Genomic DNA, 24,517 nt, shown 5'->3' on the forward strand with positions numbered 1-24,517 from the left:
GGCGACGGGCGGCGATATTCTGACTGACGTGCCGCGGTTGCGAGCAACGGATGGTTGACGGCGACCCATTCGAGACGCAGCGTGATGTCCGTGTCGATGTCATCACGGACTTGAACGCGGCCGGATTCGGAGACGCCGAGGAGATCGGCCGGGGCGGTTTCGGCGCGGTGTACCGGTGCAGTCAGATCGCCGCCAGCCGCACGGTGGCGGTCAAAGTTCTCACCGGCGAACTTCCGGAGAATCGCGAACGCTTTCTGCGCGAGCAGCACGCGATGGGTCGGCTGACCGGCCATCCCAATATCGTCGACATGCTCGAGATCGGGGAGACCGGAACCGGACGCCCGTATCTGGTGATGCCCTACCATTCCCGGGGCTCCCTCGACGCACGTATTCGACACGACGGTCCGTTGCCGCTGGCCGAGGTCCTCCACCTCGGGGTGAAGACAGCGGGGGCTTTGGAGACGGCCCATCGGCTGGGTGTTCTGCATCGTGATGTCAAACCGGCCAACATCCTGCTGACCGATTACGGCGAGCCGGCGCTGACGGACTTCGGGATCGCCCACTTCGCAGGCGGATACGAGACAGCGTCCGGCGCGATCACCGGCTCGCCCGCCTTCACCGCACCCGAAGTTCTCGAAGGCCGGGCACAGACTCAGGCTTCGGATGTGTACGGACTGGGCGCCACGCTGTTCTCGGCCCTCACGGGGCACGCCGCGTTCGAGCGCCGCAGTGGCGAACAAATGGTGGCTCAATTCGTGCGGATCACCACTCAGCCGATCCCGGACTTGCGCGAATCGGGCATCCCCGCCGATATGTGCGCGGTCATCGAGGCGGCGATGGCTCGTGACCCGCATGACCGGCCCACCGCGGCGGAGTTGGGTGAACAGCTGCGCCGGCTGCAAAACGACCACGGTCTCCCGGTCGACAGGATGGCGCTGCCCGCCGAGCCGCAACCCGCCGCGACGTCGGCCGAGGCGAAGCCGCACGCGGTCACGCATTTCCGGGGCGACGGCTTGCGGGCGGGGACGGGGAATCTCCCCTTGGAGATGACCAGCTTCGTGGATCGGAGGACCCCGCAGTCCGATGTCAGGAACCTATTGTCCGGCTCTCGTCTGGTGACACTGACCGGGATCGGGGGCGTAGGCAAGTCACGGCTCGCCTTGCGCGTCGCTCACACCCTGCGGCGGAAATTCGAGAACGGGGTCTGGCTGATCGAACTGGGCGACCTGCGTGCCAACGAATCGTTGCCGAACGTCGTGGCTGCCATCTTCGGTGTGTCCGACCACGGCGGTGGATCGACACTCGACACGCTGATCGAGTTACTGGCACCCCATGATCTGCTCCTGGTGTTGGACAACTGCGAGCACATGGTCGAGCCGGTCGCACAGCTGGCCGAAGCACTCATCCGAGCCTGCCCGGGCGTGCGGATCCTGGCCACCAGCCGTGAAGCCCTGGATATCGAGGGCGAGGCGGTATATCGGCTGCCGCCGCTGGAGATACCCGAGTTGGCCGCCGATCCGGCGGTCCGGACCGTGCCAGGCGACACCGCGGTGACACTCTTCGCGGAACGAGCGGCCGCGGCGGTGCCGAGGTTCGAACTGAGCGATGACAACAGGGCCTACACCGCCAAGATCTGTGCCCGGCTGGACGGCCTGCCGCTGGCCATAGAACTGGCCGCGGCACGCCTGCGGACGATGTCCATCGAACAGCTCCTGGCCCGGCTGGACGACCGCTACGCCTTCCTGACTCGGGGCAGCCGCAGCGCACCCAGACGGCAACAGACCATGCAGTACTGCATGGACTGGAGCCATGACCTGTGCACACCGGACGAACAGCGGCTGTGGAGCCGGCTGTCGGTGTTCACCGGCGGGTTCGAGCTCGACGCGGTGCTGCAGGTGTGTTCGGCGGGCATGACCGAGCCGGATTTGCTGGATACGTTGTCGGGCCTGGTGGACAAATCGATCCTCGTCCGCAAGGAAGTGAACGGTTCGGTGCGGTTCCAGATGCTCGAAACAGTCCGCGAATTCGGTCAGCAGAAGGCCGAGGAGTCCGGAGAATATCCGCTCCTGCGCCGACAGCATCTGGAATGGTGCGAGCAACTGGTGCACGCGGCCGATGTCGACTGGATCGGGCCGCACCAATTGGACTGGGTCGAACGGCTCGAGCGCGAGCTACCGAACATTTCGAAAGCGTTGGAGTTCAGCCTGATCGACGCCGAGGAGGGCGGACTGCGGATCGCCGCTCCGTTGTACATGTTCTGGATGTTGCGGGGCCGGATCGGCGAGGGTCGCCGGTGGTATGAACGGATTCTCGCCCGCCTTCCCGGTGGCCGGCCGACGGACCGGGCCAAGGCGCTCCACGCCGCCACCTTGATGGCTGGGCTTCAGGGTGACCTGACGGCCGCCGCCGGCCATGTCACGGAGCTGGCCGGCCTGGCCGAGCAGACGACCGACCCGATAGTCCCGGCGGTGCTCGCACACATCCAGGCGAATTACGCTCTCACCAGTAGCGTGGGTGATCTGTCCGGCCCGATCGCCGATCTGGATCATGCGCTGCGCACCTACGAGCTCTGCGGTGAAAGCACCATGCAGTTGGATGTCCGGGTCTCGCTGGGATGGGCCTATGCGCTGCAAGGCGATACCGCCCGAGCCCTCGACTGCCTGGACAAGGCGCTCGATCTGACCGAATCCGCCGGCGAAACGATCTATCGATCGTGGGCACTGTGGTCAATGGGATTCGCCGCGTGGCGCGCCGGTGACCCCGACCGTGCCGCGAGCTCGCTCGCGAAGGGAATTCGATTGGCCCGCAAGGCCTCCGATCCGCTCGTCGCCACCGGCTGTCTCGCGACGCTGGCATGGATCGCCGCCGAGCAGCACGATGCTCAGCGCGCGGCCGTCCTCCTGGGCGCGGCCGATGCGCTGGGACGCCTGGCCGGCAGCTCCACCGTCCTCGGCCGCCATGGCCCCTACCAGGACGAATGCGAGCAGCACAGCCGCAGCATCCTCGGCGGGCGGGCCTTCGACGCGGCGCGGCGAGAAGGCGCCTCGATGAGTCTCGACGCCGCAGTCGCTTTCGCCCTCGGCGAGCGCCCTCCAGCCCCGTCGTCAGCCGATCATTCGCCCGAGCCCCTCAGCACACGCGAACGCCAGGTCGCCGATCTCGTCGCCGAAGGACTGACCAGCAAGGCGATCGCCGATCGCCTGGTCGTCTCGCCGCGCACCGTGCAGGGCCATATCGAACATATCCTCACCAAACTGGGCTTCACCTCGCGCGCCCAGATCGCGGTATGGGCGGCGGCCCAAACCCATGACACCGCTGAGTAATCGGGTCGAGGGACATCCATACGAGAAGTAGCTCCCGAAGGGCCCGACTCCCGATCGGACGAGCACGGATCGATCTGATCATGCTGTGCAGCACCGGATTTCGCAGACATCCGTTGAAGAGAGCCGAGATCGATCAGCAGAGAGGCAGAATTGGTGCATGGCTGATCTCACTCTGACCCCGGAGCGGCGAAGTGAGCTCGCGGCTCTACTCAGTGATGAACAGAGATTGCGCGCTGAGTATCCAAAGGTCGCGGAGTACCTGGAGACGGCGCCGATGCTGCCGGGCACAGATGATCAGCAAGCCGACGAAGCATTCGACCTGAAGTTTGTGCACTACATGACGGGCGGCGAGTCTTCGAGCGGAAACCCATACTGGGACATCGTGGAGTCGGCAGTCTCGGAGCGAGATGGGCGATGGGTCGCGGACGGCGGCAAACCGTCCGGGAGCGCCCGGCTCGCGTTCGCGCAGACAATCCTCCAGGCCGCATACGCGTACGCCATACCCTCGCCCGAAACGATCGCGTGGGTCCGGGAGTTCTGTGCAGCCGGCCCGGTAGTGGAACTCGGTGCAGGACGCGGGTATTGGGCGGCGCAGCTGGAGCATGCGGGGATGAAGGTAGACGCCTATGACTCGGAACCGCCGGATATCACCGACAACATCTCGTTCCCTGGCGCTGCCGGTCAACGCGACATCTGGCACAGTGTGGGCGATTTGGAGCAATACTTTGCCCGGACCGCGGGGAACGCCGATCACACGCTACTGATGTGCTGGCCGCCCGGATGGGGAAGCCCGATGGCCTCCGCGGCCCTTGCCAGGTTCGCTGCGCACGGAGGTCAGCGGCTGATCTTCATCGGTGAGCCGAAGGGCGGCAAGACTGGCGATGACGCCTTCTTCGATGCCCTCTCGGAAGGTTGGGAGCTGAAATCTACTCCACTTTACTATGTTTCATGGTGGAACCTATCCGATGTCGCCCAGGGGTGGGTGCGCCGGTAGTCACTGTCACGACTCGTCGTCACCTGTGAGCGCCATGCGGAATACGACGGAGCTTGACGCCCTTGCGGATAACTCTGTCCGAAACACCGTTGTCGGCCGCCTGCAAGCATGATCTTGACCCATTAGGTCGTGTGTCCTAGCCTCATGTCTAGGACACACGACCTAGACATGGCGTAACGCCAATCAAGGGAGGCGAGCGGTGCACAGTTCACGATTGACAGAAGCGGAGCGCAGGGTATTTCGTTGAGCGGCAAGACAACTCGTGAACAGATCGTTACCGCCGCGGACGAGCTGTTCTACCATCGGGGGTTCGAGCAGACCTCGTTCGCGTCCATCGCCGAGGTCGTCCATCTGTCGCGCGGCAACTTCTACCACCACTTCAAGGCGAAGGACGACCTGCTCGACGCGGTCATCGTGGCTCGTCTCGCCGACACGCGCGCCATGCTCGAACGTTGGGAATCCGAGGCAACCGACCCGGCCGGTCGCATCCGCACATTCATCGACATCCTGCTGGTCAATCGTGTCGACATCCAGACCTACGGCTGCCCGGTCGGCACTTTGACCAGCGAGCTGGCCAAACTCGACCACACCGCCCTCCATGCCGCCAGCGGGCTGTTCACCTTGTTCCGAGATTGGCTGAGCGAGCAGTTCACCCAGCTCGGCCATGGCGATGATGCCGACGACCTGGCCATGCACCTGCTGGCCGCGAGCCAGGGTGTGGCCACGCTGGCCAACGCCTTCCACGACGAGCGGTTCATCTGCCGCGAGGTCGAGCGACTCCACGACTGGCTCGACACCCACGTCGACAACTCACGAAAATAGAAGCGAGACAACCATGTTCGTAGTGCTGCTGAAGTTCTCCGCAAAGAAGGCCGATGCGCCGCAGCACCTGCCCGGCCACCAGCAGTGGATCCAACAGGGGTTCGACGACGAGGTGTTCCTCCTGGTCGGCAGCATCAAACCGGGTGTCGGAGGAGCGGTCCTGGCCCACAACACCTCCGCGGAGGATCTCCAGCGGCGAGTCGCGCAAGACCCGTTCGTCGCGGCGGACGTCGTGACCGCCGACATCGTCGAGATCGCGGCCGGGCAAGCCGACGATCGCCTGAAGTTCTTGCTCGACTGACCGCCGGCGTCGCGCCCACGCCACTCGCCGCGCTGACCGAACCGGCCACGCAGACGGCCCAGACACAGCTGAGCCCCCACCCAAAACGCCAGGCAAGGACTCAATGAGCTTGTGCGCGTGGCGGTTCGAATGCGGCTGCTTGTTCTTCGACAATGGCGCTACTCCACCGCCATCATGCGCGGATGCAGGGCCGGATCGCCCACTTACGGAGGCGGGATGAGTGTCCTGTCGATACCCAGCGTGCCCATCAGGTCTTCGTGCAGCTCGAACCAGACATGGTTGACGGAACCGTACGCAGTGCGAAGTCAACCAATGGTTGACGATTGGCTGGTAGTCAACTATTAGTTGACGAATGGTGATAGTTCGTGAGTGGCTTTCGCCGACAGCACATCGAACCGAGGAGTCGCGATGGAAGTCTTCGACAGCGCTGCGCGCCGGCAACCTGAGTCTTCGGGCAGGCGGGCGACGGTCGTCGGCGCAGGGATCGCCGGCTTGGCTGCCGCGTTGCGATTGCGTCAGCAGGGCTGGGACGTCGTCGTGGTCGAACACGCGCCGAGCCGCCGCAGTAGCGGTTACCTGCTGAACCTGCACGGACCCGGATACGCCGCTGCCGAGCGGCTCGGGCTGCTACCGGCGTTGACCCCGCGCGATATCGGATTCTTCACCTCGGTCCTCGTCCACGCCGACGGCCGGGAGAAACTCAGGATTCCCGCCGCTGTCACCGAGGCCGCTGTCGGGAACCGGACCTTGAGCTTGTTCCGCGGCGATCTGGAGTCAGCACTGTACGAGGCCGTCGCCGACTTCGCCGATATCCGTTTCGGCACCACGGTGCGGGCCATTACCCAGACCCCTGCGGAGGTCGACGTCACCCTCAGCGACGACACCCGCCTCCACACCGAACTCCTCGTCGGCGCCGACGGCGTGCACTCCCGGGTTCGAGAGCTCGTATTCGGCGCCGAGTCCGAGTATTTCGTGGACCTGGGCCATATGATCGGCGCATTTCCGCTGGAAACACCTCCCGCTCACATGCCCGATGGGGTCGGCACCACGTACATCGGTCCCGGACGTACGGCCGCGGTGATGAACCTGGGACCGGCCAGATCCTCGGCGTTCTTCGCCTACCGCTGCCCCGCCCCTGCCACCGATCTCGCTCTCGGTGCCGCACCCGCCCTCACCCGAGCGTTCGGGGATCTCGGCGGCGGTGTCGCCGACGCACTCCGTCAGCTCGACGCCGAGCCCGGCACCGCCTACTTCGATTCGGTCGGCCAGATCGTGATGGACCGCTGGAGCCAGGGCCGAGTCGTCCTGCTCGGCGACGCGGCCTGGTGCGTAACGGTATTCGCCGGTTACGGCGCCGCCCTCGCCCTCGACGGCGCCGACCGGCTCGGCACCGCGCTGGCGGCACACGGCGACGACATTCCCGCCGCCCTCGACGCCTGGGAGACGACAGTGCGGCCGGAGGTGAACAAGCGACAGGCGTTGGCGCGGAAGGGAATCAGCCGATTCGCCCCGCCGTCACGCACACATGTGTGGGCGGGCGAACTGATGCTCCGCGCAATCCAGCTCCCCGGCATCCGCGGCCTGGTTCGACGCTCCATCCAACGCGCCAACAACTAGCCGCCGAGTCCGCTGATCCCGCTTCCAAGCCGGCCAATCGCTGACCATGCCATCTTGCGGGGCGGGTGGCGGGTGTGCCCGTAGGCTAGGGCGGCATGACGCTCGACCAGGTCGTGGCCGAACTCTACGGGCTCCCGCCCGCCGAGTTCGTGGCCGCCCGCACCGAGCGGGTGCGGCAGGCCCGCGACGCCGGGGACAAGGCCCTGGCCGCCGCCATCGGCAAGCTCCGGCGGCCGACGGTCGCCGCGTGGGCGCTGAATCTGCTGTCTCGTGAGGCGAGGAATGATGTCAGCGCACTGCTGGAGGTGGGCGACGCCCTGCGCGATGCCCAGCGCCGACTGTCGGCCGAACAGCTGCGCGCCCTCACCACGCAGCGGCAGAAAGTGGTCAACGCCGTCACCCGCAAGGCCGCCGAGCTGGCGGCGGGCCGGGGCCAGCGCCTGACCGAACCCGTCCTGCGCGATATCGGCGCGAGCCTGCAGGCGGCCCTGGCGGATCAGTCGGTCGCCGACGGGCTCCGCGCCGGAACCCTCACCGCCGCAGCCACTTACGAGGGATTCGGCCCCGCCGCGCTGACCGCGGTTCCCAGCGATGTGCCTCGCAGCTTCGGAACGCGCTCGACGACAACCGATCCCACCGCGGATCGCGCTGGGAAATCGGCCGCGCGGACTCGGCGGCGCGCTGATTCCACGGCTGCCGACGAGCCCGCCCCCGATCCACAGGCCGAGGTGCGGCGCGAGCTCCAGGAGATGCTCGCCGAGGTCGAATCCGCCCGCGCCGCTGTGACTTCCGCCCGATCCGACCACGACACCGCGGCCGCCGATCTCGCTGATCTCGACGACCGCATCGAAGCCCTGCGCGGCGAGCTAACCGAAGCCGAACACCGCCACCGGTTCACGGCCGCCGCCGAGCGTTCGGCTCGCGAGGCCCTGCAGCGTGCACAGAAACATCTGGACGGTGTCGAACGCCGCGTCGAACGCGCCCGGAAGCAATTGACTCCCGGCGTCTGAGCGGACCCACGTCGTATCGGGCGCGGCAGCGGTCAGCGCGCTTTCCGTTGCGCATGTACCGCAGTGACCGCCGAGGTCACAGCGGGCGGAAGGTTTTGGTCCGCCCGGAATCCAGTGCTTCGCTCATGATTTCGCCGAGCACGGCGCGGGCGGTGGCCACCTGTTCGGCGCCGATGCGTCCGGCGAGCCGGCGCTCGTAGTCGGCGTGGAACTCGCGGACGATGCGAAGCATGTCGTCCCCTCTCGGGGAGAGGTGCAGCCGTTTGGCACGCTTGTCGATCGGGTCGGGTCGGCGCTCCACATATCCGTGCCGGACCATCTCGTCGACCACCTTGGCCGCGCCCTGCGCTGTGATGCCGAGTTGTTCGCCCAGCTGGCTTGCGGTGCAGGGGGATTCGGCGAGCGCGCGCAGGACGTACCCGTAGGAAGCGCCGAGGATCACATGACCGTGCTCGGCGAGGTGGGCGTGCAGCTGCTGCACGAACGACTGATAGGCCTGGCCCAGTAGTACGCCGAAATCCATGTGTTGACGCTCCTTTCGCGAAGACATATATTCAACTGTAGTTGAACACCTTGGTTGAACATCTAGGAGGCATCATGCCACTCATCAAAGCCGCCGACGCCCCCACCTTCGAAGCTCCGCTCATGACCGCGACCGGCCTGGCGGCACCCAGCCGCGGCTCCGAGGAGAACAGCGTCTGGCGCTTCACCATGCACCCCGGCAACCCCGGTCACGCGCACGCCGTGTCCCGCGAGGAGATCTTCGTCGCGCTCGCCGGAGCCGCCCGCGTCGAGATGGATGGCCAGACATGCGATTTCCGCGCCGGCGACGCCCTGGTGATCCCGGCGAACACCGTTTTCAAGGTCTCCGTCCCCGGCGACGAACCCTTCGAGGCCATGGCCATCCTCCCCGTCGGCGCCTACGCCCAGGCCCCCGGCGGTGACCGCGTCAGCCCACCCTGGGCGCAGTAACCCGCCGAGCCGATCGCGGCTGGTCCCGTCCCCCCGCCGCTTCGCGCCGCTGGCTCCAGCGAGCTCGAGTGCGCGCCCATGCCGATAAGCGGCAGTTCAATCGGCGCTGGCGGAGGTCGTTGGGTCGGCGGTCGCGGTCTCGATCTCAGCGGTGAGTGATCGATGCCTCGACGATCGTTTCGAGTTTCGCGCTGATGCGGTCCAGTGCCTGGGTGCTGCGCTCGGCACGGCACATCGCCACGCTTCCTTCGACGGCGGCGACGATCAACGTGGCGGTATGTTCGGCGTCCGCCTTGTCGGCACCGTGTTCGCGCAGCGACGCTGCCAGGAGACCGGTCCATTGGGCGAAGGCGGCCGCCGCCGCGTCGTGGGGGGCGCGGTCGGCTTCGGGGAGGTCTTCGATCGAGACCGCCAGTACCGGGCAGCCCGCCCGGAAGTCGGTGTCCACCACGATTTTCCGCCACATGCCGAGGAAGGCGCGCAATCCTTCGACCGATCCGTCGGCGAGTTCCCGGGTCAATATCGCAGCGGTCAGGTCACCGGCGAAGGTGACGGCTTCGGTGGCCAGCTGCGTCTTGCCGCCCGGGAAGTAGTGGTAGGTCGATCCCAGTGGCGCATGGGCGTGCTTGGCGAGTTCGCGAACGCTGGTGGCGTTGAGGCCGCGCCGTCGGATCATGTCGGCCGCCCCGGCCACGAGCTTCTCACGTGATTCCGCCACCACAACCTCCTTGCCTATAACGATCGTCATATAGTAGCGTCCCCCGATTATAACGGTCGTTATAGAGCCGTTTTCCGTGAGCTGAAGGAGTACGCCGATGCCGATGATTCACCTGACCGCGCCCGCTGGATCCCTGACCGATGAGGCGCGCGGGGCGCTGCTGAAGTCACTCCCGGCAACCCTGCTGAAGTGGGAGGGCGCTCCCGATACCGCGTTCTTCCGGGCGCAGGCGTGGTGTCGCGTCGAGGAAGTCGCCGGGGGCGGATTCTCCGCACTGGAAGACGACCTGCCGCGGTTCCGGGTCGATGTGACCGTCCCCGAAGGCGCGCTGTCGGAGCGCCGTAAGACCGGGCTCGTCACCGAAGTCACCGGGGAGATACTCGCCGCGGCCGGTCTCACCGACGGTGACGGCCTGCGGGTCTGGGTGCTGATTCACGAGCAGCCGGAGGGGACCTGGGGCGCGGGCGGGAACATCGTGAAGTTCAAGGAGTTGGCCGCTTTGGCGCAGGGGCACCGCGAGAATGCCTGAGCTGCAGTTCATTCGGGCCGGCCGTCTGGAGTGGCGGGACCGGCCCACACCGGTGCTGCAGGATGCGCGGGATGCGATCGTGCGCCCGATCGTGGCGGGCCGCTGCGATGGCGACACCCTCCCGATTCATCGGCATGTGTCGCGGGCGATGCAGGTGGGCATGCGGGCCGGGTTGATCGGTCCGGTGGTGGGCAGTATCTGCGGGCCGGTCCCCTTCCGGGGACCGTTCGACGTGTCGTTGATGCACATGTACGCCAACGACGTCACCTTGAAGGTCGGTGTCTCCAACGTCCGGCCGGTCCTGCCGGAGCTGCTGGATTTTGTTGCCCAGCAAAGCTTTCCCGCCGAGCAGGTCACGACCCTCACCGCGGACTGGGAAGACGCACCCGAGGCGTACGCCGCGCACACCACCAAGCTGGTGCTGCACCGCGAACCGCTCCACACCGCCGCGCCGGAGGGAGCCGAGCGGTGATCAACATGCACCACGTCCACCTGATGGCCGCCGACATCGATACGACGGTCTCCTTCTGGCGTTATGGGTTCGGCGGCCAGGTCGTCCACGACGCCGAGTTCGCGGGCGCGCGAAACGTCTTCCTGCGCATCGGGACCGGGCGCATCCATCTCTACGAACAGCCGCCGAAACACCTCGGCCAGGGCACTGTCCACCATGTCGGCGTACAAACCGACGAACTCGAATCGGTCGTCGCTCGTGTCCGGGCGATGGGCTACTCCGTCACCGACATTCGGGTCGAACCGACCGCCTCCTATGCGATGGCGCAAGGACCCGACCGGCTACTGGTCGAGATCTTCCAACCGGACCCCGCCGGCCTCCCACCCGAACTGCACGAGTTCTTCGGACTCGAAATATCCACCACCCCAGAGGAATCGACCCCATGACGATCATCACCGTCACCAGCCATCAGGGCAGACTGTCGCTGGAACAGCGTCGAGAACTGGCCCGTACGCTCACCGACGCCGCCCTCGTGCCCGAGATCGGTCACCCTGCACCGGAAGCCCGGATCGGATTCCAGGTTCATTTCGTCGAACGCGAACCCGACATGATGGCCATCGGCGGAGTCCTCGTCGCCGACCAGCAGCCCCCGGCAGATGTCATGGTCGTAGACATCGCCGTCATGGACGGCGACTGGACTCGCGAGGTACGCGCCACGGTCATCCAACGAACCTTCGCCGCACTGATCGCTGCTACCGGCGCCGCCGGACCGGAACCGACCTGGTGGATCAACTTCCGAATCATCGACGAAGGCAGCTGGGGTTCACGCGGCGGCGTCCTGTCCATCCTGGACCTGCTCGCCAGCGGCGTCTTCACGGACGAGAAAGCCGCCGCCATCCGAGCCCACATCTCGACCGCGCCCCAATCCTGAAGGCGAACAATCCAAGTCCGCACCCCTCAACGCACTGTCATGGCCGCTTACCGCGCTGACGGAACCGGCCGCCACAGACGGCCAAGACACAGCTGAGCCCCACCCGAATCACCGGGCAGAGCTCAATCAGTCTGCGCGCGTAGCGGTTCAACCGCCGACTACGGGTTCTTCGATGGTGCGGGGCTCACACGTTGAAGCGGAATTCGACGACGTCGGCGTCGAATATCTGCACGCCAAACGCCCTACTCGCGCCTCAACTCGTGTTCCGGAGCCGAATAACCTCAGACGCGCTCGCAGGACTGACTTCCGATAACCTCCGCTTACCGGCGGATCGCCGAACGCCCCGTAATGCCGAATGCCGAGCGGCACATGACGGAGGTGGAACTGGACAATAATCCCCCAGGATGTACCCCTCAGCGTCGAGATCCGAATGCGCCGCCATGCCACTGACCGAACTGGTCAGCGCTGTATATCGGAAGATCAACGGGCCGAGGTCATCTTGATCGGCAGACCAATCGCCAGCCGTCACGATGCGATGCCGAAAGTTGGCTCACCCGCCGAAACTGCGCAATTAACGCAATTAAGAAGCCCGATGTTTCCCGCTCCGGCAACAGTGAATACCCCGAAAACATTAGAGCACCGGTAAGCCGAAGAGAAACCAACATTCGTGGATAGTCCACAAGTCCGGCTTGTGAATGAATAGGGCGATTCGACAAGAGAATTCAGTTCCGATAACCAATCGACCTAGACTGCGTCTCATGGAAGTGCACACCCGTCAGTTGCAATACTTCATCGCGGTGGCGGAGGAGCTCAGCTTCACCCGCGCGGCGCAGCGACTGCATGTCTCCCAGCAGGGCTTGAGCACCCAGATCAAGCAACTCGAACATGCGATGGACGTGGTGTTGTTCTCCCGCACCACCCGCAGTGTCGAGCTGACCGCCGCCGGCGCGGTGTTCCTGCAGGATGTCCGCGGCCCGCTCACCGGCCTGGACGTCGCGATCGAGCGAGCCCGGTCGGTACACCGCGGTGAGCAGGACAGACTGGTCTTGGGCGCACTGGAGGGCGCGGCGCTGACCCTGACCGAGCCGATCCTGTCGGCCTTCCGCCAGCGCCATCCTGCGATCACCGTGGAGTTGCGGCACTTCACCTACGAGGACCCGTCGGCGGGGCTGGTAACGGGCTCGGTGGACGTGGCCTTCGCACGCCGCCCCTTCGTCGACACGGGGGTCGACTTCGAGCCGCTGTTCGCCGAACCGCTGATGGTCATGGTGGCCGCCGGTCACCGGCTGGCCGGTCGCGCCGAGGTCTTCGCGCACGAGTTGCTCGACGAGCCTCTCCTCGGAGCCGCCACCACCGATCCGGTGTGGAATGCGTTCTGGGAGTTGGACGCCTACCGCGACGGCGCTCCGGCCCCGGTCGTGTCCCGGTCGAACTCGCTGCTCGAGGAGCTGCACAAAGTCGCCACCGGAGTCGGCATCGTCCTCACCGCGGCCTGCGCACGCTGGATCCCTTTTCCGGGTGTGCGCCTGCTGCCGATCGCCGATGCCCCGTCCAACGAGGTGGCGGTCGGCTGGCGCCGCGCACACGAATCGGCACTGGTCCGTTCGTTCGTGGAGGTTGCCCGCAGCATCCGCGACACCCACCCGAAGCTGGTCAACCAGCTGCAGGAACCCGATTTCGCGGACTGCAAGATGCCGCCTCACCTCTGATCCACACCCCTGGCCCTTCGACAATCGGAGACACTGATATCTCGGTGGTGGCACCGTAATGCCGCTTACGGGGCGACTCTGACCGACCGAGCCCCGGTCGGCCGAACGTACCCTCATGCCGAGTTCCGCGCATGTGGTCCCGCTGGATCGGTGTTTGTCGACGGTTGCCGACATTCACGATGCCGACCACCCGATCGGGCTACGTGGCCGAAGTGCGGAGATGTCTGGGAGTGGCGCAGGTCGAGAACGCTCGGCCCGGGGCTGTGGCGGTCCGTCCACCACAGCCCCTGCTTGCCGCCGTATCAGGGGTGGAGTCGATGGATATCGCGAGGGAACAGGGTTGCGTAGCGGATGTTGTCGACCTGTAGCAGTCGTGCGACCAGTCGTTCGAGGCCGATGGCGAAGCCGCCGTGTGGTGGCATCCCGTGTGCCATCGCCTCCAGGTAGGCCGAGTAGTTCATCGGGTCCTCGCCTCGGTCGGCCAGGGCTGCGAGGTAGTCGGAATGGTTGTGCAGGCGCTGTCCGCCGGTCACGAGTTCGAGCCCACGGAACAGCAGGTCGAAGGAGTTCGTCCAGCGCGGATCGTCGGGTTCCGGGTGCGTGTAGAAGGGCCGCTTCGCGGCCGGGTAGCCCTCGACTGCAAGAAAGTCAGAGTCGAATTCGGACTTCGCCCACTTCCCGAGTGCACGTTCGTGATCCGGTGACAGGTCGAGTTCTTCCGGTGCGGCGCCGACGAGTTCGAGGGCCTCGGTGAAGTGCAGAACCGGTATCCGGTGCGGGACGGACGGTAATTCGACTTCCAGGGCCTCGATCTCAGGGCCGGCGGTGGCGCCGAGGTGGCCGACGATCGCAGCCAGGGTGTCGCGAAGCAGGGCGAGGACGTCACGATGGTCGTCGATGAAGCCGAATTCGACGTCGAGAGAGACGTATTCGGACAGGTGCCGGGCAGTATCGTGTGGTTCCGCGCGGAAGACCGGCCCGACCTCGTAGACCCGTTCGAAGGCTCCGACGAGGATCTGCTTGTACAGCTGCGGTGACTGTGCAAGGTAGGCGGGTGCACCAAAGTAGTCCAGGGCGAAGACGTTCGCACCGGATTCGGAGGACTGCCCGACAATCTTTGGGGTCGTGACCTCCATGAATCCGATGCCGTCGAGGTGTCCGCGGAATCCGGCCATGGCGGCCGCGGCGATCGTCCACACCGCGCGGCGGGTGGGATGCCGCCACGTCAGCGCGGCATGGTCGAGTAGCGTCGGCAACGTTGTACCGAGCTTCGGCCGCCACAGTTCGATCGGTTGTGGCTGGGCGGGTTGCCCCAGCGCCGTGATGGTGGGATCGACGATTTCGACGCCGCCGGGCGCTTTCTCGTTCCTGGTCAGGACACCGCTGACACGCACAACGGTTCCCTCCGGCAGGTTCGCGGTTTCCGCGCGCACCGCGGAATCGGTCACGACGACTTGCGTGAATCCTGAGCGGTCGCGGACGACCACGAAAGTGACCGTCGCGAGTTGCCTGCGCCGGTGGACCCATCCCTCCACGGTGACCCGCCCGTCGGGCGCGGGTGGGGGCGTGGAAGTCAGTTCTGCACAAAGAGTGCGTGGCATGAGGCTCACCTCCTGGTTGCTGTCCCCGGGAGGTGTGGGCGATCGGGTTTGTCGCGGTGCCACCACACCTTCGCAGCAGACTCGCTGCCTCTGACGGTCGGTTTTTGCTCGGTGACCAGCCGATGCGGCTCAGGGTTCGTCACACCCGTCACAGCCGACGCCAGCCAGCCTATCTTCTGAAGTGAGCGGTCCGCATCTCGATTTCAGCGGGATCGGCTCCCACGCCGGTCCGGACGGAGACAGCCCGGCCGACACGGACGAACGCACTGTATTGCCGATACCGCGCTGACCGAACCGGCCATCGCAGACAGCCAACGACACGGCTGAGCCCCGCCCGGATCACCGGGCGGGGCTCAATCAGTCTGCGCGCGTGGCGGTTCGACCGCCGACTACGTGTTCTTCGATGGTGCGAGGCTCACACGTTGAAGCACAATTCCACCACGTCGGCGTCCAATATCTGCACGTCAAACACCCTGCTCACACCTCGACTCGCGTTCCGGAACCGAATAACCTCTGCACATCTCCCCACCCAACCACCACCGACGCTGGCCGGGAGATACTGCCCCACCCACATCCGCCCCGGCTGGAAGCCAAGTGTCCCGAGGCGGCCGGAACCTGTTGCGATGACCGCCTGAGCCCACACCGATGAGCGGATGTCCGTTGCCTACCTCAACGTTCAGTGGCGCCGACTGCTCTGCGGTCCGCCAAAGGGGGAGAGCGGACCGTTCTCGGTCAGCGCATCCGGGGAGATGCTGACCCGCACCGGGCATAGGCGGGATTGCTCAAACCGGAGATTGCTCTGGGCACGCTGGGTGCTCCCGCCGGACAATGGTCCTATGACCGCCAGTGTCGAACTGCGTGTGTATGCCGAGCTGAACGACTTCTTGCCCCCGGGAGTGCGGTACGCCGCGCAGCTGCGGCCGGTCCGGCCGCACCAGACCGTGAAGGACGTCGTCGAGGCTGCGGGTATTCCGCACACCGAGGTCGACCTGATGCTGGTGAACGGTGAGTCCGTCGACTTCGGCCGCCGTCTGCAGCCGGGCGATCGGGTTGTGGTCTACCCGATGTTCGAGACGCTCGACATCGGGCCGCTGACCCGGGTGCGTCCTTGTCCGCTGCGCGATCCGCGCTTCATCGTCGATGTCAACCTCGGCGGGCTCGCACGGCTGATGCGGCTGATGGGACTCGACGTGCGCGGGGACTGGGAAGCCGACGACGCAGCACTGGCGAAAACAGCCGCGGCCGAGCATCGAATCCTGCTCACCCGCGACCACGGACTTCTCAAGCGCCGCACCGTGACTCACGGCGTATTCGTCCGGTCGGACCACCCGCTCGAGCAGATGGTGGACCTCGTCCGCCGACTCGACCTGGCGGATCGGCTGGTGCCGTTCAGTCGCTGCCTGCGCTGTGGCGGCGCTGTCACCGGTGTGGCCAAGCAGGACATCATCGAGAGACTCGAACCACTCACCCGCCGCTACTATGACACCTTCCGGCAGTGCTCGGATTGCGGCCGAATCTATTGGGAGGGTTCACATCAGCGACGTCTGGACGCCCTGGTGGCCCGGATCCGCGCGGCCATCTCGTCGTGATACGGCGACGGCGCTCCTCAGCACCGTGACGGCGGTCGGCCTTCTCGCAGAGGGCATTCACCGAAATCCATTCACCAGCTCCGCGCGCAGGGCATGAGCTGCACTCGTATGCACGGAAAGCCGACAATCGGCCACCGCGACCGGGCTGCCGACGGGCTCTCCGGGGAGACGGCTGAGGCTTGCGTGGCGCAGCTCGAGGCCGAGGGTCGCACGGGCGTGGTTATCAATATGATCCCGGTCCACTCCCGGCTGGAGGACTGGCAGTTCGATAGGTAGATGCCTGAATGCCCGCGCCGCAGTTCGGTGGCCGTCGGCCATTCGATGATTCGCAGCGCCTCGTCGGACCGACGGCACAAACGTCCTGAATTGCCGCTTACGGGCGACTCGGACCGGCCGAGCCGCGGTCTGCTGAACGCACCCTCATGCCGAGTCGAGAGTGCGTTCAGGTACTGCCGTCGATTCGGACGGCCGCGTACGCTTATGCGCTGGATCGATGACGAACGAAGGCGTAGCTGTTCAGCGGTACCCAACCGGCATAGGAGACGGATATGGACCAGCAGCAGTTCATTGCCACCCGGCGGGAGTTCGACGAGATCGATGCGGATCGGGACGGTTTCATCACCTTCGATGACGCGCTCGTGTGGGGTATGGCCCAGGACCCGGAAGTGCGGGACATCGTTGGGCGCCGCATCAACGAAGACCGCATCTGGGCGGAGGGGCAAATCTCCTTCGAGGAGTTCCTGAACTACAAGGAGCTGACCAACCACTCGTAGGCATGACGAGTCGCGGAATCGCCCGGTCGCCCGATGGGCGCTGAACAAGGTTCCGATTGATGACCCATTCCGGTCGGCGAAGTGTGGCCGGCGCTACTGTTATCGCAGGTCATCGGGACAACTACCTCCCGTTTCGCTGACCTGCCATGTGCGGCTCCCACTGGCCGCAATCCGCACCATGGTGCACAGTGCCGCCAGGGTTGACCCCTGACGGCACTGTCGCGTGACCATCCCGCCCCGCCCGGCCGGGGGCCACGCTCGGGCGACAGGCAGGCCGGGATTCGGCTACTCGCAGACGTCGAACGCTGTGGCCAGGCCGACGACTTCGAGGATGCGGGTGACGCAGCGGGAACCCTCGACACACAGCTCGCACTGGCGGCGGTGGGCGAATTCGAGGGCCTCGACCATGGCGCAGATGCCGGCCACGCCGAAGAATGTCACCGAGGTCATGTCGATGACGGTCGATCCGCCGATGCCGATGCTGTCGAACAGTGCGTTCTGGAACATGGGGGCGGTCCGGATGTCGATCTCGCCACTGACGGTGCAGACCTGGATGTCGTCGAGGGTGGTCGTGATCGAGGTGGTCAGCAGAGCAGAGTCGGGCTGGTGAGTCATCACCATCACCTGGATTCGGGGCGCAATGGCTGAACGCCGTTCGCGGTCAGCGCCCTGGTGCAGCCGCGATAGACCAGGCTATTTTTTGAACCCTGAGTGCACAGTACCCCGGACCCCACCGGCCGAGCCTTGTACCAAGGCGGCGAATCGGCGACAGTTCGCGGGGGAACCGGGTCCGGCCGTGGCCTGAGGTTGACCTTGAACGCCTACCCTGAGGCAGGTCGGTCCCCTCTGCGGGTGGCGCAGACCCCTCGGCAATAGCCTTTGGGCCCTCGTGGCATTCCTCGCGGCCGACCTCGGCGTACATCTCCGCCGCGAGTTGAGAATCCAGCCCGCCCCGGTGAAACCCAGCGTCGGGCACAGATTCGGAGACTCGCCATGACAGCAACCCCACCCGAACCACGCCGAGACAGACCCGCTCCCCGGGCAGGGAAACGGCATACGATCGCACCGGTCATCACCCGCGGTTCCGACGACGACGAGCCCGTGGTGTGGCCGGAGCCGAGTCGGCTCGAATCGTGGTGGGACGCCGTCATGCATCCCGCCGAGCCACCAACATGACCTGAACTGCGACTCCTGCCGTTCGCCATCACCATCGGCCACCGCGGACAGCCAAGACACAGCCGAGCCCCGCCCGGATCACCGGGCGGGGCTCAATCAGTCTGCGCGCGTAGCGGTTCGACCGCCGACTACGCGCTCTTCGACGGTGCGGGGCTCAGACGTTGAAGCGGAATTCCACGACGTCGCCGTCCACCATCACGTACTCCTTGCCTTCCATCCGCACCTTGCCCGCGGACTTGGCGGCGGCCATGGAGCCGGCGGCGACGAGGTCGTCGAAGGCGACGATCTCCGCCTTGATGAAGCCGCGTTCGAAGTCGGTGTGGATGACGCCGGCGGCCTTGGGGGCGGTGTCGCCCTGGTGGATGGTCCAGGCGCGGGCTTCCTTGGGGCCTGCCGTGAGGTAGGTCTGGAGGCCGAGGGTGTGGAAGCCGGCGCGGGCCAGGGCGTGCAGGCCGGGTTCGGTCTGGCCGATGGACTCGAGGAGTTCGAGGGCGGATTCCTCGTCGAGTTCGAGGAGTTCGGCTTCGACCTTGGCGTCGAGGAAGACGGCGTCGGCGGGGGCGACGGCGGCCTTCAGTTCTTCCTTCTTGGCCTCGTCGGTGAGGATCGACTCGTCGGCGTTGAAGACGTAGAGGAACGGCTTGATGGTGAGCAGCGACAGTTCCTTGAGCAGGTCGGTGTCGATCTGCGCGCGGGCGGCGAACAGCGTCTTGCCGCCGTTGAGGATCTCCTGCGCCTGCTTGGCGACGTCGGCGACCGGCTTGCGGTCCTTCTTGACCCTGGCTTCCTTCTCGAGCCGGACCACGGCCTTCTCGAGGGTCTGCAGGTCGGCGAGGATGAGCTCGGTCTCGATGACCTCGATGTCGGACAGCGGGTCGACCTTGCCGTCGACGTGGATCACGTCGTCGTCGGCGAATACGCGCACGACCTGGCAGATGGCGTCGGCCTCACGGATATTGGCGAGGAACTTGTTGCCCAGCCCCGCGCCCTCGGACGCGCCCTTCACGATGCCCGCGATGTCGACGAACGACACCACGGCGGGCACCAGCCGCTCGGAGGAGAAGATCTCGGCCAGCTTGCCCAACCGCGGGTCCGGCAGCGGCACCACGCCGACATTCGGCTCGATCGTGGCGAACGGGTAGTTCGCGGCCAGCACGTCATTGCGCGTCAGAGCGTTGAACAGCGTCGACTTTCCGACGTTGGGCAGGCCGACGATTCCGAGGGTGAGACTCACGAGAGTGGGAGTCTACCCGTCGCCCCGGACCGGGCGATCACCCCAGGTCCGGGGCCGCCACGCCGTTCAGGCGCGCGGGGTGCGGCCGAGGTAGGCGAGCAGTTCGGCGACGACGGGGGTATCGGTCGCGGGGGCGTCGGTGACGACGGGGGCGAAGACGCCGTAGTCGCGCAGCGGCTCGATGAGGCCGCGGGACGCGGTGAGCAGGTGGGCGGCCAGCTCGTCGGTGAGGGGTGAGGGCTGGCCGGTGCCGATGGCGATGTCCCAGGCGTGGACGGCGGCGTCGAGGGCGCACATGACGGCGGCGACCGGGGTGGGGAGTTCGCCGTGCGGGAGCGGGGTGGGGACGGTCTCGGTGCCGTCGGTGACGGTGGCCCAGGCGGTGGCGGTGGGTTCGATTGCGGCGGAGACCAGTTCGGCCGCGCCGCCGTCGATGCTGCCGGACGGCTCGAAGGGGTTGTAGGCGGGGCCGTCGCCGATGCCGAGGAACTTGGCGTAGGCGAGCTGGTCGCCCGCGGCGTGCTGGACCACCTGGGTGACCGTCCAGTCGGAGCAGGGGGTGGGGTTGTCCCACTGGTCCGGGCCGACTCCGGCGACGACGTCGGCGAGCGCCCGGTGGGAGGCGGCGAGCACGTCGCGCCAGACCGGGGCGAGGGTGACGGCGGGCGAGTTGTCGGTCTGCGGGTTCGTGTTCATTGTTCTTGCCTCTCAGGTCGTTTCGATCCGTTGAGATAAAGGTATGACCTGATTAGGCTAGATTTCTTCCTAATCAAAGCAGCCGAGCGAAAGGAATCGATGTGACCTCCCCCACAACCCGTTTGCTCCGCCTGTTGACGCTCCTTCAGGAGGGCACCCATACCGGCCGTGACCTGGCCGAACGCCTGGATGTCACCGACCGCACGCTGCGTCAGGACATCGCTCGGCTGCGCGATCTCGGGTACCCCGTGCACGCCGCCCGCGGGCCGGTCGGCGGTTACCGGCTCGGACAGGGGGCCACCATGCCTCCGCTGCTGCTCGATGACGACGAGGCCGTCGCGGTGGCCGTCGCCATGAATGTGGCGGCCGACGGCAGCACCGGGATCACCGATATCCAGGCCAATCTCGAACGCGCCCAATCGAAGCTGGATCGCATCCTCCCGAAACGGCTGCAGCGGAAGGTCACCGCCCTGCGCACGGTGACCGATATCGGCCCGGCCGTCACCGGCTCCCGGGAGCCGGACGCTCCCGTGCCCGCCGAGACCCTCGCCACCCTGGCGACCGCCATCCGCGGCGCCACCACCCTGCATGCCGATGGTGTGGAGTCGGAGCCCTACCGGCTGATCAGCTGGCAACGCCGCTGGTATCTGGTCGCCTACAGTCTCGCCACGCATGCCTGGCAGGCGCTGCCCGTGGCGGCGATGTCCGAGATCCGGCCCGGTACACGTCATTTCGCCGCACGAGCGCTACCCGACTCGGATCTCGTCGCCTTCGTGCTGCGTGAAATAGCCTCCACCGGTTGGCAAGTCCACGCCCGGGTCACGGTGCTGGAGCCCGCCGAGACCGTCATCGCCCGAATCAACCCGACGGTCGGCGTGGTGGAGCCGCTCGACGACTCCTCCTGCCTGCTGTTGACCGGGGCCGACCGCCTGGAGACGATCGCCATCTACCTCAGCATGCTGATGATGGACTTCCGCGTCGCCGAGCCGCCGGAACTCGTCGCGCATCTGCGCACCCTCGCCCGCCGCTACGCGGCCGCCACGGAGTGAGGATTACCGCGCGATCGTCTGCTCGGACAGCACCGTGAAATGACGGACCGTTCCCGACAGTTCCGGTAGCTCGACGGGTGCCGTCCAGGTGCGAAATCCGTCGACACTGTCACTGTAGAAGTACTTTCCTTCGGTGTAGGCGTCGAAGTAGATCCGATGGCCGCCGCTCGGCAGTGCGACCACGCACTGCCCTTCCCGGGGCGCACCCCATCCGGCCCAGTCGCCGAGGCCGATGAACCGGTACGGCCCGAGCGGATGCGGGGCGACCGCGAGTTCGATGAACTTGGTGGATTCGTTCTTGGCGAACGCGTAGTAGCTCCCGTTGTTCGCCACGATGGTGGTGTCGATGAAGCCGAGGTGACCGGGCTGCTGCGGTCCGATTCCGAGCAGCGGAATCGGCGGGCTCCAGATCGGGCGAGCCGGGTCGGTCGCGATCATCAGGTAGGGGGTGAACCCGTGCCCCTGCGAGATGGAGACGAGTACACCGACGAAGCCGGGCATGTGGGTGAACCACTTTGGCGCCCACGCGGCTTCGGCTTTCGGAACCGGCACCGGGTAGTCGGACACATGGGTCCAGTTGATCCGGTCGGTACTGCGCGCGAATCCGATCGTATGGCCGTCCCCGGCCGTGGTGTAGGTGAGGTAATACGACCCATCGGTATGTCTCAGCAGACTGGGGTCTCGAACCAGCCCGGCCGGGGGCCGATAGGCATTCGCACCGAGCAGCTCGAAGTTGGTCGCGTCCTGGGATTCATAGACGTACAGCTCGGAGTCACTGCTGTTGGTGAACGCGGTCATCGTGTACCGGGTCCCCGCGGCCGCCCGCGCCACCGCCGGCCGCGCCCCGACCCCGGCTCCGAGCGAGAACAAGGCGATCGAAGCCAGTACGGATCGCCGATTCCAGCGGATCATGTCCATCCACCGGATTATTCAAGGCCCGATTGCCGACACGTAGCCGCCGCGCCGCGAAATTCGCGATCGCGGTCACCTTTCCATCGCGGGGATGAGCTCGGTTTCGGGAATCTCGGTGCCGTGCAGCGAGGTTCCGGCGGTTTCGCGGAGAAAGGCGCAGGCGACCAGTCCGATGAGAGAAGCCGCGACCATATAGCCCGCCGGGAAGAGCGACCAACCGGTGTGTTCGATGACGGCCTCGTTCACCAGCGGCGCGGTACCGCCGAACAGAGCGGTGGACACGTTGTAGCCCAAGGCGAATCCGGCGTACCGAACGTGAGTCGGGAAGATCGCCGGGAAAGTGGAGCTGATCGTCGACAGCTGCGGCACGTACAGCAGTCCGAGCACCACGAATCCGATGACAGCCCAGACGGTTCCGCGCCCCATCAGCCAATACATGGGTATGGCGGCGACCGCGAGCCCCACCAGCGAGACCAGCCACATCGGACGCCGGCCGACCCGATCCGACAGCCGCCCGAAGAACGGCAGCGACACCATCATCACCAGCTGGCCGATCAACATCATGGCGGTGGTGGTGGATTCGCCCAGGCCGATGGTCCGCTGCAGGTAGGTGGGCTGGTACGTGAGCAGCGTGTAGTTCACTACGTTGAGCGCCACGACCAGGCCGATCAAGGTGAGTAGTTCACGCCGGTAGGTGGTGAGCACCGCGCGCAGCCCGCCCGGCGGGGTCTCCGCCTCGGACAGCTCGGTGAACACCGGCGACTCGTCCAGCCTGCCGCGCAGGTACCAGCCGGTCAGGCCCAGCGGCACGGCCAGCAGGAAGGGAATGCGCCAGCCGCCCGCGTACATGGCGTCCGAGCCCAGAGCCAGCTGACAGGCCAGCACGACCGCCGAACCGCCGACGAATCCCGCGAGGGTACCGAATTCGAGGAAGCTGCCCAGGAATCCGCGGCGGCGATCCTCCGCGCATTCGGCAAGATATGTTGCGGCGCCGCCATATTCGCCGCCGGTGGAAAAGCCCTGCACGACGCGCAGCAGAATCAGGAGAATCGGCGCGAACACCCCGGCCACGGCGTGAGTCGGGAGCAGACCGATGGCCCCGGTGGCCGCCGACATGATCAGGATCGTGGTCGCCAGCACGGCTTTCCGCCCGATCCGATCGCCCAGCGGCCCCCACACCATGCCGCCCAGCGGCCGCAGCAGGAACGAGACCGCGAACCCCAGCATCGTCCCGAGCGTCCCCAGCGATCCCGGGAAGAAGGCGGATGTGAGATATCCGGCTGTGGCCGCATACACCCCGTAGTCGAACCACTCGGTGGCATTGCCCATGGCACTCGCGGCAACCGACCTCCGCAACGGAAGCCCGGCGTTGCTCGATTCCGTCATCTCTCGCATGTAACAAACCGATACCCACGCTAATCGTCCACAAACCGCGGTGACCTCGAATGCCCTGTCGCCGACCATTGCCACCAGCGTCTAAACCCGAACGTGATCGTTCCCATAACACCGATCGATTTCCTGAACCGCGAGCGCCGATTTCGCTCTCGAGGAATGATTCGACAGACGATTCGTCCTTGCTCGGCGGGGAAATGAGCGACGAAATCAGCGGCGTGCCTATCGACTACCGCACCGATTCACTCGGCGCCGCTCGCCAGGGCACGAACCCGACAGTCCTCACGCGCATGCGAACCGGCTGGGCGGTAATCGGTTCCACCCAACACCTCCCCGGCTACTGCCTGCTGATCCATGACGGCCAGGCCGATCAACTCACCGAACTTCCCCGTCCTGACCGCCTGGCCTTCATGCACGACCTGATCATCCTCGGCGAAGCAATCGAAACAGCTTGCCGCGCAGTCGATCCCGACTTCTGGCGTATCAATTACGAAGTCCTCGGCAATAGTTGGCACCACCTCCACGGCCATGTCCACGCCCGCTACCGGTGGGAACCGGACGACCTCCGCACCGGCCCGGTTCACCTCTACGGCTCGGCCCGCAACGCCCCCGAACATCTCCTCGGTCCACAGCACGATGCCCTCCGTGACGCGATCACGGCCGCACTGGTGTCGATACTCGACCAGGATTGATCACCGCGATCGATTGCCATCGGTTC

24 protein-coding genes are annotated in these 24,517 nt (G+C 66.1%); 16 read left to right on the forward strand and 8 right to left on the reverse strand.

The window, feature by feature from the left end; all coding sequences use genetic code 11:
• Positions 1 to 50 precede the first annotated feature (50 nt).
• From ACQPYY_RS28585 to ACQPYY_RS28610, 6 genes are all read left to right on the forward strand, one after another.
• Positions 51 to 3,323, forward strand: a complete 3,273-nt coding sequence (locus tag ACQPYY_RS28585) for a protein kinase domain-containing protein (RefSeq protein WP_433591669.1) — start codon at positions 51 to 53, stop codon at positions 3,321 to 3,323.
• Positions 3,324 to 3,480: 157 nt separating this feature from the next.
• Complete coding sequence (locus tag ACQPYY_RS28590) at positions 3,481 to 4,317, forward strand: hypothetical protein (RefSeq protein WP_433591670.1); 837 nt, start codon at positions 3,481 to 3,483, stop codon at positions 4,315 to 4,317.
• Between the two features lie 243 nt (positions 4,318 to 4,560).
• Entirely contained in the window at positions 4,561 to 5,139 is a 579-nt protein-coding gene (locus ACQPYY_RS28595; protein ID WP_433591671.1) for a TetR/AcrR family transcriptional regulator, read from the forward strand.
• A gap of 22 nt (positions 5,140 to 5,161) precedes the next feature.
• Positions 5,162 to 5,440, forward strand: a complete 279-nt coding sequence (locus tag ACQPYY_RS28600; protein WP_379093605.1) for a YciI family protein — start codon at positions 5,162 to 5,164, stop codon at positions 5,438 to 5,440.
• Positions 5,441 to 5,848: 408 nt separating this feature from the next.
• Positions 5,849 to 7,057: an FAD-dependent oxidoreductase gene (locus ACQPYY_RS28605; protein ID WP_433591672.1), complete on the forward strand. Its 1,209-nt coding sequence runs from the start codon at positions 5,849 to 5,851 to the stop codon at positions 7,055 to 7,057.
• Positions 7,058 to 7,152: 95 nt separating this feature from the next.
• A complete protein-coding gene (locus ACQPYY_RS28610) occupies positions 7,153 to 8,067 on the forward strand; it encodes a hypothetical protein (RefSeq protein ID WP_433591673.1) in 915 nt (304 codons plus the stop codon).
• Between the two features lie 76 nt (positions 8,068 to 8,143).
• Here the strand turns inward: ACQPYY_RS28610 and ACQPYY_RS28615 are convergent, their stop codons facing one another.
• A complete protein-coding gene (locus ACQPYY_RS28615; RefSeq protein ID WP_433591674.1) occupies positions 8,144 to 8,590 on the reverse strand; it encodes a MarR family winged helix-turn-helix transcriptional regulator in 447 nt (148 codons plus the stop codon).
• 74 nt (positions 8,591 to 8,664) lie between these two features.
• On the opposite strand from ACQPYY_RS28615, the gene ACQPYY_RS28620 reads away from it, so the two are divergent.
• Complete coding sequence (locus ACQPYY_RS28620; RefSeq protein ID WP_433591675.1) at positions 8,665 to 9,039, forward strand: cupin domain-containing protein; 375 nt, start codon at positions 8,665 to 8,667, stop codon at positions 9,037 to 9,039.
• 145 nt (positions 9,040 to 9,184) lie between these two features.
• Here ACQPYY_RS28620 and ACQPYY_RS28625 read toward each other — a convergent pair whose 3' ends face one another.
• Positions 9,185 to 9,757 (reverse strand): TetR/AcrR family transcriptional regulator, encoded by a 573-nt coding sequence (locus ACQPYY_RS28625; protein WP_433591676.1) that lies wholly within the window; start codon positions 9,755 to 9,757, stop codon positions 9,185 to 9,187.
• Between the two features lie 97 nt (positions 9,758 to 9,854).
• On the opposite strand from ACQPYY_RS28625, the gene ACQPYY_RS28630 reads away from it, so the two are divergent.
• From ACQPYY_RS28630 to ACQPYY_RS28650, 5 genes are all read left to right on the forward strand, one after another.
• Entirely contained in the window at positions 9,855 to 10,286 is a 432-nt protein-coding gene (locus ACQPYY_RS28630; protein WP_433591677.1) for a tautomerase family protein, read from the forward strand.
• A complete protein-coding gene (locus ACQPYY_RS28635; RefSeq protein ID WP_433591678.1) occupies positions 10,279 to 10,758 on the forward strand; it encodes a hypothetical protein in 480 nt (159 codons plus the stop codon). Before ACQPYY_RS28630 ends, ACQPYY_RS28635 begins: the two co-directional genes overlap by 8 nt.
• A gap of 5 nt (positions 10,759 to 10,763) precedes the next feature.
• Positions 10,764 to 11,183, forward strand: coding sequence for a VOC family protein (locus tag ACQPYY_RS28640; protein WP_433594756.1), 420 nt, complete (start codon positions 10,764 to 10,766; stop codon positions 11,181 to 11,183).
• Entirely contained in the window at positions 11,180 to 11,668 is a 489-nt protein-coding gene (locus ACQPYY_RS28645) for a tautomerase family protein (RefSeq protein ID WP_433591679.1), read from the forward strand. The genes ACQPYY_RS28640 and ACQPYY_RS28645 overlap by 4 nt, the downstream gene beginning before the upstream one ends.
• Before the next feature lie 758 nt (positions 11,669 to 12,426).
• Positions 12,427 to 13,377: a LysR family transcriptional regulator gene (locus ACQPYY_RS28650; RefSeq protein ID WP_433591680.1), complete on the forward strand. Its 951-nt coding sequence runs from the start codon at positions 12,427 to 12,429 to the stop codon at positions 13,375 to 13,377.
• Between the two features lie 302 nt (positions 13,378 to 13,679).
• Here ACQPYY_RS28650 and aspS read toward each other — a convergent pair whose 3' ends face one another.
• Positions 13,680 to 14,978: an aspartate--tRNA(Asn) ligase gene (aspS, locus tag ACQPYY_RS28655; protein ID WP_433594757.1), complete on the reverse strand. Its 1,299-nt coding sequence runs from the start codon at positions 14,976 to 14,978 to the stop codon at positions 13,680 to 13,682.
• Positions 14,979 to 15,814: 836 nt separating this feature from the next.
• On the opposite strand from aspS, the gene ACQPYY_RS28660 reads away from it, so the two are divergent.
• A complete protein-coding gene (locus tag ACQPYY_RS28660; protein WP_433591681.1) occupies positions 15,815 to 16,567 on the forward strand; it encodes a Mut7-C RNAse domain-containing protein in 753 nt (250 codons plus the stop codon).
• A 548-nt stretch (positions 16,568 to 17,115) separates the two neighbouring features.
• Entirely contained in the window at positions 17,116 to 17,340 is a 225-nt protein-coding gene (locus tag ACQPYY_RS28665) for a hypothetical protein (RefSeq protein ID WP_433591682.1), read from the forward strand.
• Positions 17,341 to 17,625: 285 nt separating this feature from the next.
• Here the strand turns inward: ACQPYY_RS28665 and ACQPYY_RS28670 are convergent, their stop codons facing one another.
• The 3 genes from ACQPYY_RS28670 to ACQPYY_RS28680 all read right to left on the reverse strand — a co-directional run bounded on the left by ACQPYY_RS28670 (position 17,626) and on the right by ACQPYY_RS28680 (position 20,446).
• A complete protein-coding gene (locus tag ACQPYY_RS28670; protein ID WP_433591683.1) occupies positions 17,626 to 17,955 on the reverse strand; it encodes an STAS domain-containing protein in 330 nt (109 codons plus the stop codon).
• Positions 17,956 to 18,670: 715 nt separating this feature from the next.
• Complete coding sequence (gene ychF / locus ACQPYY_RS28675) at positions 18,671 to 19,750, reverse strand: redox-regulated ATPase YchF (protein ID WP_379093518.1); 1,080 nt, start codon at positions 19,748 to 19,750, stop codon at positions 18,671 to 18,673.
• Between the two features lie 66 nt (positions 19,751 to 19,816).
• Positions 19,817 to 20,446 carry a TIGR03086 family metal-binding protein gene (locus ACQPYY_RS28680; RefSeq protein WP_433591684.1) on the reverse strand — a complete coding sequence of 210 codons (630 nt, stop codon included), beginning with the start codon at positions 20,444 to 20,446 and terminating at the stop codon, positions 19,817 to 19,819.
• Between the two features lie 101 nt (positions 20,447 to 20,547).
• Here ACQPYY_RS28680 and ACQPYY_RS28685 point away from each other — a divergent pair, with 101 nt between their 5' ends.
• The gene (locus tag ACQPYY_RS28685; RefSeq protein ID WP_433591685.1) at positions 20,548 to 21,495 is read left to right on the forward strand and encodes a helix-turn-helix transcriptional regulator; all 948 of its coding nucleotides are present in this window, start codon (positions 20,548 to 20,550) and stop codon (positions 21,493 to 21,495) included.
• Positions 21,496 to 21,498: 3 nt separating this feature from the next.
• On the opposite strand, the gene ACQPYY_RS28690 is transcribed toward ACQPYY_RS28685, so the two are convergent.
• Positions 21,499 to 22,413, reverse strand: a complete 915-nt coding sequence (locus ACQPYY_RS28690; protein ID WP_433591686.1) for a family 43 glycosylhydrolase — start codon at positions 22,411 to 22,413, stop codon at positions 21,499 to 21,501.
• A 66-nt stretch (positions 22,414 to 22,479) separates the two neighbouring features.
• Entirely contained in the window at positions 22,480 to 23,793 is a 1,314-nt protein-coding gene (locus ACQPYY_RS28695; RefSeq protein WP_433591687.1) for an MFS transporter, read from the reverse strand.
• Positions 23,794 to 23,996: 203 nt separating this feature from the next.
• Here ACQPYY_RS28695 and ACQPYY_RS28700 point away from each other — a divergent pair, with 203 nt between their 5' ends.
• Positions 23,997 to 24,491, forward strand: a complete 495-nt coding sequence (locus ACQPYY_RS28700) for a diadenosine tetraphosphate hydrolase (RefSeq protein WP_433591688.1) — start codon at positions 23,997 to 23,999, stop codon at positions 24,489 to 24,491.
• The last annotated feature ends 26 nt before the right edge of the window (positions 24,492 to 24,517 follow it).

The sequence above is a fragment of the Nocardia sp. CA-145437 genome (assembly GCF_050956485.1).
Taxonomy (GTDB): domain Bacteria; phylum Actinomycetota; class Actinomycetes; order Mycobacteriales; family Mycobacteriaceae; genus Nocardia.